This is a genomic window from Lederbergia citri (assembly GCF_018343625.1).
In the GTDB taxonomy this organism is placed as follows: domain Bacteria; phylum Bacillota; class Bacilli; order Bacillales; family Bacillaceae_C; genus Lederbergia; species Lederbergia citri.
In genome coordinates, this window is record NZ_JAGYPG010000001.1 from 1,608,177 (window position 1) to 1,623,128 (window position 14,952).

Consider the following 14,952-nt stretch of genomic DNA (forward strand, 5'->3'; position numbering starts at 1 on the left):
TATGATTTTGGGGGGATTAAAACTTATGACAAATAACGATAATAGAAGCAAAGAACGAATGAATAAACTCGCTTCCGCTTTTAATTTAAAGAAAGTCGGTAAGGGAGTCCGCATTACATACGGAGTCGTTTGGAATTTACTGCTTCTGCTTTTAATCGTCATCATAGTAGGCGGTGCTTTTGCTGGAGGAGTTGGAGCTGGATATTTTGCAGCTCTTGTGAAAAATGAAAAAGTGCGTGCCGAAGCTTCAATGGTAAAAGATATTCATCAATATGAAGAAACGTCAACCTTATACTTTGATAATAATGTTCCATTAGGAAAATTGCGATCGGATATCGACCGTGAAGAAGTTAAAATTAAGGATGTATCCGACTATTTAAAGAAAGCTGTTATTGCTACTGAAGACGAATACTTTTATGAGCATAAAGGTGTTGTTCCTAAAGCTTTATTCCGCGCAGTTTTTCAGGAGTTTACGAACTCTTCAGTGCAATCTGGTGGAAGTACGCTTACCCAACAGCTTATTAAAAACCAAATTTTAACAAATGAGGTTTCCTTTGATCGTAAAGCAAAGGAAGTTCTCCTTGCGTTAAGAATTGAAAGATTTCTAGATAAAGATCAAATTTTAGAAGCTTACTTAAATGTTTCTACATTTGGCCGGAACTCTTCTGGTCAAAACGTCGGAGGAGTTCAAGCAGCTGCTAAAGGTATCTTTGGAATAGAAGCGAAAGACCTTAATTTACCTCAAGCCGCTTTTATTGCAGGATTGCCCCAAAGTCCATTCGGCTATACTCCTTTTACGAATAAAGGCGAAATAAAGAGCCCAGAAGGACTGGAACCTGGTCTTAACAGAATGAAAACTGTTTTAAACAGGATGAAAAAAGAAAATTACATTTCAGACAAAGAATACAATGAAGCCAATACTTATGATATTACGAAGGATTTCATTCCAAAACAGCCGAGGACTTTTGAAGAATACCCTGCGCTTTCGTTCGAACTTGAAGAAAGGGCAGTAAATATTTTAGCTGAGGTGCTAGCGAAAAAAGACGGTTATTCCAAAGAAGATTTAAAGAAGGATGATAAGTTATATGGCAAGTATTGGACACTCGCCAATCGAGATATACGCCAAAACGGATATAATATTCATTCTACTATCAATAAGAAAATATATGATATTCAGCAACAGACAAAAGATGAGTATAAAAATTATGGACCAACATATACAATGCAAGTGAAAAATGAGGAAACGGGTGAGATGGAAACAGTAGATGATCCTGTTCAAATTGGTTCCATTTTAATAGAAAATAAAACAGGGAAAATATTAAGCTTTGTCGCTGGCCGTGATTATGAATTGAATCAAAACAATCATGCAACTCATACAAAGCGTCAAAATGGTTCGACAATGAAGCCGCTTCTCGTATATGCACCTGCTTATGAGCTTGGGGCGAGTGCACCAGGAGCTGTTGTTGCAGACCTTCCATATAATATTCCTGCTGGAGGAAAGTCGTACACACCTTATAACTTTTCAAGAGGAAAATTCTATGGACTAGTTTCAACTAGATATGCTCTTGCCAAATCATATAACGCATCAGCGGTTGCAACATATATGAAAATCATGGATCAAAAGCCAACGACATTTTTAGAAAAAATGGGCTTTACAAGTTTACAACCTAATGAGTACGCCAATCCATCCCTTGCACTTGGAGGATTAACAGTTGGTGTAAGTGTCGAGGAAAATACGAATGCTTATACCACTTTTGCTAACGGCGGTAAGTTTCTAGACGCCTATATGATCGAAAAAATTACTGACCAAAAAGGAAATATCATTTACGAGCATAAATCAGAACCGGTCGATGTATTTAGTCCACAAACTGCATATTTAATGACAGATGTCATGCGTGATGTATTAAATTATGGTACCGCGGCTAGTTTACCTGGAATGCTGAAATTCAAAGCTGATTGGGCTGGTAAAACAGGGACTTCCAATGATTCAAAAGATTCTTGGCTTGTGGTTTCGAATCCAAATGTCACAATGGGAACTTGGATTGGATATAATTCCAATAAACCTCAGAGTCAAGGATATGACTTTAGAAACTATGGGATTTGGGCCAAATTAATGAACGCTGCGTACGATGTTGAGCCAGATATTGTTAAACCAAAAGATAATAAACGATTCGAAATGCCTGGTGGAATCGTCAACCGCTCTTATTGTGCTGTATCAGGTATGTTGCCATCTGAAGCATGTTCAAAAGCCGGGCTCATTCAAGCAGATATTTTTAACGCCAAATATGTTCCTTCAAAAACGGATGATAGCTTAGGTGCAGGTGGTCGATTTGTTTTAGCCGGCGGTAAAAAATACGCTGCATTGCCTTCTACTCCTGAAGAGTTTACAAAGCAAGGATTAGTCATTAATCCAGAATTTTTAAAACGGATTACGATGGGATATGTAAAAGACTTTTCGCAGCTAATTCCAGATAATCCTAAATGGAAGAGTTTATTAGTCGCTGATGATAAGCTTGTTGATGATGGAAAGGCTCCTGCTGAAGTCAATGCATCCTACTCAAACGGAACGTTAAAATGGAGTGCATCTTCAAGTAAAGACGTCATTGGATACCGTATTTACTCGGATACTGGTAAAAAGATTGCATCCATCATGCCAGATGCAGAACTATCACATCGAGTTGGAGACGGAATGTTCTATGTTGTAGCTGTAGATATTGCGGGCAGAGAATCAAAGCCATCCAAACCAATGGGTAATGGTGAAGAACTGAAGAAAAAAGAAGAAGAAGAGAAAAAGAAAGCTGAAGAGCAGAAGAAGCTAGAAGAAGAACAGAAGAAGAAACAAGAGGAAGAGAAAAAGAAACAAGAAGAAGAAAAGAAAAAAGCTGAGGAACAAAAAAGAAAAGAAGAAGAACAGAAAAAAAATAACGGTGGAAATGACTCAGGTGAGAAAAATCCATAAGAATGAAGAACCGGGCTATGTGCCCGGTTATTTTTTTTATTTTGTACACCCTTGGTGGTATATCCTACTTTCATCAAATGTGAGCGAAAACTTAAACAGATGATGACTTTCAAATTTCACAAACAATCGAAACTAAAATCCATAAAATATCTAATGAATAATCTTCGTTCTCTAGCCGATTGAAGCATTCAATGGACACTTCTACATGGAAATCTTCATTTCCTGGCCGTTTGAAGCGTTCAATGGACACCTTTCACATGGAAACTACCGTATTCTGACCGATTGAAGATTTCAATGGACACCTTTCACATGGAAATCACCGTACCCTGGCCGTTTGAAGAGTTCAATGGGCACTTTTCACATGGAAATTACCGTATCCTGACCGATTGAATTATTAAAAATGAAGGATCTATCCAAACTTATAAGAAGTAGACAAATTCCTATTTAAGAGATGTGTTCAGAAAATGCTAGAAAATTCCTTATTAATTCCACTATAATATTAATCTTAATCCTAAAAAGATCCCCTATCGTTTCTACGATAAGAGATCTCATAATTTTTATTAGTCTTCCATAGTAGACAAATCGCCAGTTGGTAAGTTTAGTTCCCAAGCTTTAAGCACGCGACGCATAATTTTTCCACTACGCGTCTTAGGTAGTTTATCACGGAATTCAACTTCGCGAGGTGCTGCATGGGCGGCAAGACCTTTTTTCACAAATTGTTTAATGTCCTCTGCCAAATCTTCTGATGGCTCATAACCTTCAAGCAGTGCAATAAATGCCTTAATGATTTCTCCGCGAACCGGATCCGGTTTTCCAATGACACCTGCTTCAGCTACTGCAGGGTGTTCGAGAAGTTTGCTTTCTACTTCAAATGGTCCTACACGTTCGCCAGAAGACATAATTACATCGTCAACTCTACCTTGGAAAAAGAAATAACCATCTTCATCCATATAAGCAGAATCACCTGATACATACCAATCTCCAGGCAAGAAATACGAATTATATTTCTCCTTATTATTCCAAATATCATGCATCATAGATGGCCAGCCTTTTTTAATCGCTAGATTGCCCATTCTATTTGCAGGAAGGACATTTCCTTGGTCATCAACAATCGCCGCTTCAACCCCAGGGATTGGTTTTCCCATAGATCCTGGCTTGATGTCCATACTTGGATAGTTGGCGATTAACATTGCTCCCGTTTCTGTCATCCACCAAGTATCGTGAATACGCTTATGGAACACTTTCATTCCCCAGCGGATGACTTCTGGGTTAAGTGGTTCGCCAACACTTAGAATATGGCGCAGCTCGGATAGATCAAATTGCTTTACAAGCTCATCGCCTGCGCTCATTAACATCCTGAACGCTGTTGGAGCACTATACCATACTGTTACTCCGTAATCTTCCAATGTTTGATACCAATTCTCCGGTTTGAAGCGTCCTCCAACAATCACATTAGTGGTTCCTGTCAACCATGGACCAAAGATTCCATATGAAGTCCCTGTCACCCATCCCGGATCGGCTGTGCACCAATAAATGTCTTCTTCTTGTAAATCTAAAATCCAACGAGCCGTTTGGTATTGCTGAATCATTGCATTATGAACATGCAGAACACCTTTTGGACGACCTGTAGATCCTGAAGTATAATGAAGAATCATCCCATCATTTCGGTCGACCCACTCAATATCAAGATTTTTGTCTGCCTCTTTTAAACGCTTATTAAAATCAATATATGGGCCTTCTTCATTAATATCGTCGCCTACTAGAAAAATATGCTTCAAAGCAGGCAATTCATCGACTGGGACCCTTTTCAATAATTCTGGAGTCGTTACAAGAGCCTTTGCCTCACTATCTTCTAATCTATCTTTTACAGCCCCTTCCATGAAGGCTTCAAAAAGTGGACCAACAATTGCTCCAAGTTTAATCGCTCCAAGGATAGCAAAATAAAGCTCTGGTGATCTAGGCATAAAAATAAATACCCTATCGCCTTTTTCAACATTACCTAATTCCTTTAGAACGTTTCCTGCTTTATTCGTCCATTTTTTCATATCATTAAACGTATATTTTTCGTCTCTAACACCATCGCGGTAATAAAGCGCAACTTTATTTTTGCGAAACGTCTCCGTATGACGATCTATTGCTTCGTAGGCCATATTCACTCGGCCTGTTTCATACCATGAAAAGCTTTTCTCTGCTTCAGACCAATTAAAATTTGCATACATTTCATCGTAATTTTGTAAATTATATTTACCTTCGATGACTGGTAACGCTTCCACTTTCATGTGCACAACTCCCCTTTAGTGTCTAGAATATCGTTTTATATTATAATATAAAGAACTATTATTCTCAATTTTTTAACACTTCTTTGAATATTTTTTACCATTTATAACAGCTATAATATAATTATCAAACTGAAGGAGGTCGTTTTGTGGAGCATATAAAAACGTATAATGCGATGGAATTAAAAACAAAAAATGGCAGTTTGCTCATTGAAGGACCTATATCTGCAGAACAGCTCAGTAATCTAGATTTTCATAAAGACCTTGTTGCGTTTAGGCCGGCCCATCAGCAGCATGAAGCGCTAATTGAAATAGCAGATCTCCCTGAGGGAAGAATCATTATTGCAAGAGATGAAAATCTAGTAGTTGGCTATGTCACCTTTTTATATCCAGATCCTTTGGAAAGATGGTCACAGGGAAATATGGTGAACTTAATTGAACTAGGCGCTATAGAAGTCATTCCTAAGCATCGAGGATCTGGAGTAGGTAAAGGACTTTTACATGTTTCGATGATGGATGATGCAATGGAAGATTATATTATCATTACAACTGAATATTATTGGCATTGGGATTTAAAAGGTACTGGGCTAGACGTTTGGGAATATCGAAAAATAATGGAGAAAATGATGAATTCCGGTGGATTGGAATGGTATGCCACTGATGATCCGGAAATTACGTCTCATCCTGCAAACTGTTTGATGGTCCGTATTGGCAAAAGGGTAGATTCAGAATCCATTCAACAGTTTGATAGTATACGGTTTGTAAATCGCTTTATGTATTGATAACTAAATTGAAAGGGAGTGAAAATATTGATAGTAGAGCAAGTTATGAAAAAGGATGTCATTACATTATCACCCGACGATTCTATTAGAACAGCCATCCATTTAATGCGAGAAAAAAATATAAGGCATCTCCCCCTATTAAACAATGAAAAGAAATTGATCGGTCTAGTTACTGATCGGGATATAAAAAGTGCAACACCTGTATTTACTGATAGTGAAAAAATGAATGAACAACTTGAAATGCCACTCTCAACTATTATGATGACTAATATCATTACTGGGAACCCTCTTGATTTTGTAGAGGAAGTAGCCGTGATTTTTTATGATCAAAAAATTGGATGTTTACCTATTTTAAATAATGGAGAATTAGTCGGAATTATTACGAGCACAGATTTATTACATACACTGGTTGAATTGACTGGAGCAAATAAACCAGGTTCACAAATAGAAATTAAAGTAAAAAATCGACCAGGCGTGCTCCATGAAGTAACGGGGATTTTTCAAAAATTAAACGTCAATGTCCATAGTGTCCTTGTCTATCCCGACCAAGATAATGAAAGCAGTAAAATCCTTGTTTTTCGGGTAGCCACGATCAATCCTCTTTCACTGATAGAAAACTTAAAAAAAGAAGGACTTCAAGTGATGTGGCCTAATTTGCCAGGGATGAAACTATGAAAAAAGATGCAGTATTTATTTATTCTGATTCATTATTATCATATCGATTTTCGAATCATCATCCGTTCAATCAGCATCGCTTAACTTTAACTTTAGATTTGTTGAAGGAACTAGGAGCCATTCAACCAGATAATATCGTCGCCCCTAGAATAGCAAGCGAAGAAGATCTTCTTTTGAATCATGAATATTCCTATATTGAGGCAGTTAAGCTTGCAAGTGAGGGAAATCTTTCAAAAGAAAAGGTGGAAAGCTTTGGCTTAGGTACTGAAGACACCCCTATTTTTAAAGGAATGCATGATGCAAGTTCACAACTTGTCGGAGGTACTTTAACTGCCGTAGACTATGTTTTACAAGGCAAAGCTAATCATGCCCTTCATCTTGGCGGCGGGCTTCATCATGGTTTTCCTGGGAAAGCATCAGGATTTTGCGTCTATAACGATAGTGCCGTTGCGATTAAATATATTTTAGAAAAATACAAAGCAAGAGTATTATATGTAGATACAGATGCACATCATGGTGATGGGGTACAAAGTTCATTTTACGATGATAATATGGTATGTACACTTTCCATTCACGAAACGGGAAGGTATTTATTTCCCGGGACAGGAAGTGTAAATGAATGGGGGCAAGGAGAAGGCTACGGATATTCCTTTAATATCCCACTTGATGCCTTTACTGAGGATGATTCATTTATCGAATCCTATCGGAATGCTATCATGGATATAGCAGAATATTTTAAACCGGACGTCATTTTGACTCAAAATGGTGCAGATGCACATTATTTTGATCCTTTAACTCACCTCTCCACTTCAATGAGAACTTATAGAGCAATCCCGAAATTGGCCCATGAAATCGCACATAAATATTGTGATGGGAAATGGATTGCCGTCGGTGGGGGCGGCTATGATATATGGCGTGTTGTACCTAGAGCTTGGTCACTAATATGGCTTGAAATGATTGGTTGGCCGGAAGTTTCCGGTCCTCTGCCAGAAAATTGGATTAAACGCTGGCGGCCTAAAGCCTCCATTGAGTTGATCGACAAATGGGAAGATCCAGTTGATATGTATGAACCTATCCCTAGAAAAAAGGACATTGAAGAGAAAAATAAACAAAATGTAGATCGAGCACTATACATGGTGAGGCAACAATTAAATAGAAACAGTCAAAAAAACGGGCAAGATTAATTAGTAGCCCGTTTTTTTGAGAAGAAATACATCGTTTTTTTTGAATGATGCCATCATACACAATGAAAGCATCGAATATTTAATATTGTCTTGAACACAGCATATATTCGCAATTTACCGTTTTAGTCGTAGTTCCGCATCAATTCACGATTAAATCCTACATAGTTTCAGCTTAGTCACGAATTCAGCTTCTATTCACGATCAACTCCAGAATAGTTTCATCTTATTCGCGAATTCAGCTTCGATTAGCGAACAACTCCGAAATAATTTCATCTTATTCGCGAATCCTGCTTCGAATTTCAATGAAGTCCATAATTCTATCAACTTATTCGTAAATTCAGAATCAATTCGACATAATCATCTGATCTAAAGCCTATTCGAAGATTTACATTGTTTTGTCATGTAGAAGGGCTTCACCTAGCCCAAAACCAAATTTACTCTCTTGCTTAGATCAAATTAGGATCTATAACTTAAAGAGCTATTCCTATATAAAACATCAAAGGACCCAAATCACATGGGCCCTTTCCTTAATCGACTAGCAAATATGCTTATTTCGTCGTTCCTCTATATTCAATTCGATGAGGAAGAACAACAGTCTGCTCGTCTACTTTTTCTTTATTCATCAATTTAGTCAACAATCTCATGGAAACAGCACCAATGTCATATAAAGGCTGCACAACAGATGTAAGTTGTGGGCGTACCATAAGAGTAAGCCTTGTATCATCAGAAGAAATAACTTCTAAATCATTAGGAATCGTTAATCCTTCATCTTGTGCTCCATGCATAATACCTAATGCCAATTCATCGTGCCCCGCTACAACTGCCGTTGGTCTGTCAGACAATTGACTTAGCTTTGTCCACGCTTCAAGTCCGGAATCATAAGAGTCATCGCTTTCAACTACATACTCTTCATTGTATTCCAATCCAGCATTTTCAAGAGCTTCTTTATAGCCAACTAATTTTTGCTCGCGATTAATTGTATCATTCAGTGAACCAATCGCATATCCAATTTTCTTATGTCCTTCATTAATAAAAGCAGTAACGGCATCGTACGCAGCCTGGCGATAATCAATATTGACTGATGGTACAGTGCCTGTATCTTCAATAGAACCAGCGAGAACAATTGGAACAGGAGAACGTTTGAATTCATTTCGCAAGTCCTCATTAATATTTCCGCCCATAAACACGATTCCGTCCACTTGCTTTCCAAGCATTGTATTGAGGAGATGTAATTCCTTGTTCAAATTTTGATCGGAATTACTCAATATAATATTGTATTTATACATAGTTGCTATATCTTCAATACCACGGGCCAGTTCCCCGTAGAATATGCTTGAGATATCAGGAATAATAACACCGACTGTTGTTGTTTTTTTACTAGCAAGACCCCTTGCTACCGCATTAGGTCTATACTCTAATCGTTCAATTACTTCTAATACTTTTTTCCTTGTAGTTGGCTTTACATTTGGATTACCATTCACAACCCTCGAAACAGTAGCCATTGAAACATTTGCTTCTCTTGCAACATCATATATTGTTACATTCATCAGCAATTCACACTCCTATATAACATCATCATTCGACAAAACGATCAACAACCGTTTATTAATTCTTCAATAATCATACGATACAGAGCCTCTGCCTGCAAATTATTTCCCTTGTTTGTGAAATATTTTTCATGATTGCGTTTCCTTTTTTCAAAAAATGTTCTTTTTTGATAAATATTTGAGTTTTTCTTTCGTTAAAATTGTAAAACAATGACAGCTAATCTTCTTTTTAGCTAAAAGTTATGATACATTTTAAATTAGCACTAATACATAATGTTTTAAGCTGGAAGGTGAAATTCCGTGCAGGGTGAAAAAATTTTCGCATTAGATATCGGTACTCGTTCTGTTGTTGGCCTTATACTTGAAGAGAACGTTGAACAATATAAAGTGCTAGATTTAGTCGTAAAAGAGCATAAAGCAAGGGCGATGTTAGATGGTCAAATTCATGACATACAAGCTGTTGCACATGTAATCAAAGAAGTTAAAGATCAATTAGAAAAAACACATGGAAAACTTTCTAAGGTTTGTGTAGCTGCCGCTGGAAGATCATTGAAAACAGAACGTGCAAAAGCCGTCGTTAATATAAAAGGCAAGCCGATAATTAATCAAGAGGATATCCTCTATCTTGAGCTGACGGCAGTCCAAAATGCACAAGCAGCAGCTGCCGAACAGCAATCAGCGGAAAAAGTTAATTCCTATTATTGTGTAGGATACTCAGTTCTTCATTATTTTATAGATGATCAGCTCATAGGAAATTTAATTGATCAACAAGGTGATGAGGCATCAGTAGAAATTATTGCTACATTCTTGCCTCGAGTCGTAGTAGATTCGCTTATTAAGGCCTTACAAAGAGCAGACCTAGAGCTTGATGCTCTAACTTTGGAGCCGATTGCGGCAATTAACGTGCTTGTACCTGTCTCGATGCGTAGGCTGAATGTGGCACTAGTTGATATTGGAGCAGGAACATCTGATATCGCTATTACAAATACAGGAACAGTACTTGCATATGGAATGGTCCCCACTGCTGGCGACGAAATAACTGAAGCTATCAGCGATCAGCTTCTACTCGATTTTCCAGAAGCCGAGCAAGCAAAAAGGGAACTTTGGGAGAAAGATTCCATAATTGTTCACGATATTCTTGGTTTTGAAAATGAAATATTAAAATCTGATGTAGTTTCACAAATTTCTCCAGTCATTGATAAGCTTTCAAGAGAAATTAGTATGCAAATAAGAGAACTAAATAATGGACAAGCACCAAAAGCAGTCATGCTTGTAGGAGGAGGAAGTAAAACTCCTGAATTACCTAAAAGATTAGCCGAAATGCTGCAGTTACCTGAAAATAGAGTTGCTATAAGAGGGGCAGAAGCCATTCAAGGATTAACATTTGCTGATCATATCCCTGGTGGACCAGAAAATATTACACCGATTGGAATTGCTATATCTGCTAGAAAATCGCCGATACAATATGTAACAGTTACCGTAAACGAACAAACAACCCGGATGTTCGAGGTAAAGGAATTAACAGTTGCAGATTGTATTCTTGCTTCAGGAATCATCATTAATAAGCTTTATGGAAAGCCTGGAATGGCTATATTCGCTACAATCAACGGGCAGCAAGTTACGATTCCTGGCTCATATGGTGAACCTCCTATTCTATTAAAAAATGGGAAGGAATGCAGTTTAGAAGATCCTGTTAAAAACGGGGATGTCATTATCGCTAAAAAAGGTGCGGATGGTGAACAATCACAAATTAGAATAAGAGATTTAATTGATGAGGTCCCTGAAAAGCGTGTTGTTATTAATGAAGAGTCTTATTATGTAAATTCAACCATTCAGAAAAACGGTAAAAAGGCTGCACTTAACGATATGGTGAATGACCGTGACGTAATAACAGTCCACATTCCTAATACGGTATCCGAGCTCCTTATAACATTGAATAATAAAGAATTATCGAACATCACTCGTCCTTTTAAACTATTCATTAATGGTAAGGAACAAGTCATTCCTAATTTTACAGCTGAAATTTGGCTTAATGGTAATAAAGCAAATGTAAATGAACCATTGCCAGCCATCGTTGACCTAGATATTACAAGAAAACTGACGCCAACGATTCATAATCTTGCTTCATCTATGGGTCACTTATTACAACGGTCCATCACAGTATTTTTTAATAATGAACGAATCATTATTTCGAAAAAAGCTGTTGAATATAACCGTAATGGAGAGATATTAAGACCAGATGATGAATTAAGTTCCGGAGACCATATTGAGTGGAACGAAACGAGCGAATCAGCATTCATATTTCAAGACATCTTTAATTATATTGAAATACAAAAGCCAGAAAATGCAACTGGAAACTTTTCGCTTTTAATAAATAATGAAGAGGCTACATTTTATTCTCCTATCCAAAATGGTGATCATCTTGAAATTGTTTGGCCTACTGTTACAAATCATTAAAAAACAGGCAGTTCACAATGTGAACTGCCTGTCATTTTACTCATTCATGGAGTTATTGATTTTATCCGCCATTTCTTTCGTCTTCTCAGTTATATTTTCTGATTGAGATTGTACTTGATCGATATTATCTTTCGCTTTGTCAGCCATGTTATCAGCTGTTTCATGAACAGTGTCTCTCCAGCCATCCACCATGTCTTTCGTGTTTTCTGCAACTTGATTGGATGCACCATTCATAGTATTACTGAATTGATCAGCTTTATCTTTCACCACTTCTACTACGGTACTGCCTTTTTCCATTGCAACCTGGCGAAGCTGATTCGTTTTTTCCATAGCTGTCGAGGATATCTCAGAACCTTTTTCCATTACGGTTTCTTTCCATTCACCCGACTTTTCCTTCAAAGTTTCCATCTGGTTAGTGATATCGTTTCGAAGCTCTTTTCCTGATTTTGGAGCCATCATCAAAGCCGTTACCGCCCCTACAAGACTACCAACAATTATTCCTGTCATAAAACTTCCGGAATTATTTTGATTATTACTCATGCTATCATCCTCCATCCTTTTGTTTTACTTTTCTACCCTTCACTGCGTTCTAATTGATGGTTGTGGACTTTAACTTCAGAATCAAATGGTTTATAGTCTTGTTTTTTATTTTTTTCACCAAACCATTTATCTTTTAATTCTTTTGCAACTGCACCCCACTGCACTACTTGGGCTACTTTGTCTTGATTTCTAACCATTACTGATGAAATGGATGTCGTTACTTTTCTTACGGAATCATTCATATCTTGTATCGTATTTCCAACATCCTTGACAGCCAAAACGACTGTATCAAGCTTCTCAACTTTGCCTTGAATATCGTCGGCAAGGGCATTTGTTTTATGTAATAGCATCGTTGTTTCACCTGTTACACCCTTTAACTGCGTTTCAAGGCCATCCAATGTATGAGAAACACTTTCTAGCGTTTCCTTCATTGCTTTTAAAGTTTTTGTTAAGCTTAGGACTAAAATAAAAAACGCTACCGCAATTAATGCCACACTTAAATATAAAATAATCTGCATGTATGCAGCACCTCCTAATGTACAATTCACTTTACCCTTGTTCAACTTTTCCTAAACTGATAAATTTATACTTCGTTACTATCGTGTTGATATCCTTCTTAATTATGTATTATAGTTCTCTTATTTAAAATTAAGTATTCCTAACATAATAATAAGAGGGGTTGCCCAAAGTCTTGCTAGTACAAGGCCAAATGGGGCAACCCCTAAATTATGTCTTTTCTGATGTCTAACTCTAGAGCTTAGCCCCTCGAGGTCAAATAACCTGAGTCAATAAAGTCAAAGAGCGACTTTTTTGCCTCAGAACATTTGCTTGTCGGAGGCCCGCAGGATGCGGGTCAGGAAGGCGTTGCGACGTACACAGATGTACTAGTGCAGGCGAAGCGACAGGACGTTGCCGTCTTAGCCTGCAACAGGATGTTGCGTTATTAGCCTTCCTTCCTCTCTACAAGGGGCTTGCGCTTTTCTTAGTCCAGCTCCAGCGCCTAGCCCCTCTAGGTCAAATAACCTGAGACAGAAAAAGTCATAATACGGACTTTTTTGCCTCAGAACATTTGCTTGTCGGGGCTGTTCAAGGCGCTTACGCTTTTCTTCGTTATTGTGCCTTTTTTAATTGTTGCTGTAAAAGGCTTTCGTAGGCTGATTGAAACTTTTGAATATCGCCAGCCCCCATAAAGAGTAAGACCGAGTTATCTAGCATTAACAGTGGAGAGGTATCTTCTTCATTTAAAATTTCCGCACCGTCGATTCTATCTTTTAAATCATTAATGGATAATTTCCCATGATTTTCTCGAGCCGAACCGAAAATTTCACAAAGATATACCTTATCCGCTTCACCCAAGCTTTCACCAAATTCTTGTAAAAATGCTTGAGTTCGTGTAAAGGTATGCGGCTGAAAGACTGCAACGATTTGACTATTAGGATATTTTTGGCGAGCAGCGTTAATAGTCGCTTTAATTTCAACTGGATGATGCGCGTAATCGTCAACCAATACTTGATCTCCAATAACCTTCTCCGTAAAACGTCGCTTTACTCCGCCGAATGACTTCAACTGTATTTGAAGCACTTCTACATTAATTTCTTCATAATGACATAATGCAATAACGGATAAAGCATTTAACACATTATGGTCGCCGAAGGTAGGAATTTCAAACGTTGCATAAAAGTGATTGCGAACGAACACATCAAATTTTGTTCCACTAGTTGATTTTTGAAGATTTCGAGCCTGGAAGTCATTTCCATCACCAAAACCATAAAATATAACGGGTACGTCAGCTTGTATTTTTTGAAGCTGTTCATCATCGCCATAAGCAACGATGGCTTTATTGACTTGCTTAGCCAATTGCTGAAAAGCAGAATAAACATCATCAATATTTGAAAAATAATCTGGATGATCAAAATCAATATTCGTCATAATAGCATAATCTGGGAAATAGGATAGGAAATGTCTTCGATACTCGCAAGCCTCAAATACAAAGTATTCCGCATTTTTTACTCCACTTCCGGTACCATCGCCAATAAGATAAGAAGTTGGCTCTGCACCGCCCATGACATGGGAAAGTAAACCAGTTGTTGAAGTTTTCCCATGTGAACCGGTAACAGCTATACTTGTGAATTTTTTCATAAATTCGCCTAGAAAAGCATGGTATCTAATCACTGGAATCCCTTGACTCATTGCCTCTTCAATTTCTTCATGTGTATCTGGAAAAGCATTTCCGGCTATAACCGTCATGCCTTTTGTTATATTTTCGCGCTGAAAGGGTAAAATTTTTATATTTGAGTCCTCGAGGGCAGCTTGTGTAAAAAAGTATTTTCCTACATCTGATCCTTGCACGTTATATCCCATATCGTGAAGGATTTGTGCAAGTGCGCTCATCCCGGAGCCCTTAATACCTACGAAATGGTATACAGTCATATTTGAACCTCCAACAATCTTCTGTCTATTTGCATCATATGATTTAGAACCACATTTTGCTCAAAATCGCTTTTATCAATCCTCGCCATTATTATTTACGGC

At 37.7% G+C, this 14,952-nt stretch carries 10 protein-coding genes; 5 read left to right on the forward strand and 5 right to left on the reverse strand.

Features of this window, described 5'->3' with window-relative positions; genetic code table 11:
* Positions 1 to 25 precede the first annotated feature (25 nt).
* Entirely contained in the window at positions 26 to 2,959 is a 2,934-nt protein-coding gene (locus KHA97_RS08095) for a transglycosylase domain-containing protein (protein ID WP_213124175.1), read from the forward strand.
* A 560-nt stretch (positions 2,960 to 3,519) separates the two neighbouring features.
* Here the strand turns inward: KHA97_RS08095 and acsA are convergent.
* A complete protein-coding gene (gene acsA, locus KHA97_RS08100; protein WP_213124176.1) occupies positions 3,520 to 5,238 on the reverse strand; it encodes an acetate--CoA ligase in 1,719 nt (572 codons plus the stop codon).
* A 146-nt stretch (positions 5,239 to 5,384) separates the two neighbouring features.
* On the opposite strand from acsA, the gene KHA97_RS08105 reads away from it, so the two are divergent.
* The 3 genes from KHA97_RS08105 to KHA97_RS08115 are packed head-to-tail and all read left to right on the forward strand — an operon-like array spanning position 5,385 to position 7,876.
* Positions 5,385 to 6,017, forward strand: a complete 633-nt coding sequence (locus tag KHA97_RS08105) for a GNAT family N-acetyltransferase (RefSeq protein WP_213124177.1) — start codon at positions 5,385 to 5,387, stop codon at positions 6,015 to 6,017.
* A gap of 27 nt (positions 6,018 to 6,044) precedes the next feature.
* Entirely contained in the window at positions 6,045 to 6,692 is a 648-nt protein-coding gene (locus KHA97_RS08110) for an acetoin utilization AcuB family protein (protein WP_213124178.1), read from the forward strand.
* Positions 6,689 to 7,876 (forward strand): acetoin utilization protein AcuC, encoded by a 1,188-nt coding sequence (locus tag KHA97_RS08115; RefSeq protein WP_213124179.1) that lies wholly within the window; start codon positions 6,689 to 6,691, stop codon positions 7,874 to 7,876. The genes KHA97_RS08110 and KHA97_RS08115 overlap by 4 nt, the downstream gene beginning before the upstream one ends.
* 548 nt (positions 7,877 to 8,424) lie before the next feature.
* On the opposite strand, the gene ccpA is transcribed toward KHA97_RS08115, so the two are convergent.
* A complete protein-coding gene (gene ccpA / locus KHA97_RS08120; protein ID WP_213124180.1) occupies positions 8,425 to 9,423 on the reverse strand; it encodes a catabolite control protein A in 999 nt (332 codons plus the stop codon).
* A 300-nt stretch (positions 9,424 to 9,723) separates the two neighbouring features.
* On the opposite strand from ccpA, the gene KHA97_RS08125 reads away from it, so the two are divergent.
* Positions 9,724 to 11,880 (forward strand): cell division FtsA domain-containing protein, encoded by a 2,157-nt coding sequence (locus KHA97_RS08125; protein WP_213124181.1) that lies wholly within the window; start codon positions 9,724 to 9,726, stop codon positions 11,878 to 11,880.
* Positions 11,881 to 11,916: 36 nt separating this feature from the next.
* Here KHA97_RS08125 and KHA97_RS08130 read toward each other — a convergent pair whose 3' ends face one another.
* From KHA97_RS08130 to murC, 3 genes are all read right to left on the reverse strand, one after another.
* Positions 11,917 to 12,420 (reverse strand): YtxH domain-containing protein, encoded by a 504-nt coding sequence (locus KHA97_RS08130; protein WP_213124182.1) that lies wholly within the window; start codon positions 12,418 to 12,420, stop codon positions 11,917 to 11,919.
* 32 nt (positions 12,421 to 12,452) lie between these two features.
* Complete coding sequence (locus tag KHA97_RS08135; RefSeq protein ID WP_213124183.1) at positions 12,453 to 12,938, reverse strand: DUF948 domain-containing protein; 486 nt, start codon at positions 12,936 to 12,938, stop codon at positions 12,453 to 12,455.
* Between the two features lie 592 nt (positions 12,939 to 13,530).
* Positions 13,531 to 14,850, reverse strand: coding sequence for a UDP-N-acetylmuramate--L-alanine ligase (gene murC / locus KHA97_RS08140; RefSeq protein ID WP_213124184.1), 1,320 nt, complete (start codon positions 14,848 to 14,850; stop codon positions 13,531 to 13,533).
* Between the last annotated feature and the right edge of the window lie 102 nt (positions 14,851 to 14,952).

What these genes read in the sequence shown, in the direction of transcription:
- KHA97_RS08095 (WP_213124175.1), top strand. Translation starts at nt 26, where the DNA reads ATGACAAATAACGATAATAGAAGCAAAGAACGAATGAATAAACTCGCT.
- acsA (WP_213124176.1), bottom strand. Translation starts at nt 5,238, where the DNA reads ATGAAAGTGGAAGCGTTACCAGTCATCGAAGGTAAATATAATTTACAA.
- KHA97_RS08115 (WP_213124179.1), top strand. Translation starts at nt 6,689, where the DNA reads ATGAAAAAAGATGCAGTATTTATTTATTCTGATTCATTATTATCATAT.
- ccpA (WP_213124180.1), bottom strand. Translation starts at nt 9,423, where the DNA reads ATGAATGTAACAATATATGATGTTGCAAGAGAAGCAAATGTTTCAATG.
- KHA97_RS08130 (WP_213124182.1), bottom strand. Translation starts at nt 12,420, where the DNA reads ATGAGTAATAATCAAAATAATTCCGGAAGTTTTATGACAGGAATAATT.
- KHA97_RS08135 (WP_213124183.1), bottom strand. Translation starts at nt 12,938, where the DNA reads ATGCAGATTATTTTATATTTAAGTGTGGCATTAATTGCGGTAGCGTTT.
- murC (WP_213124184.1), bottom strand. Translation starts at nt 14,850, where the DNA reads ATGACTGTATACCATTTCGTAGGTATTAAGGGCTCCGGGATGAGCGCA.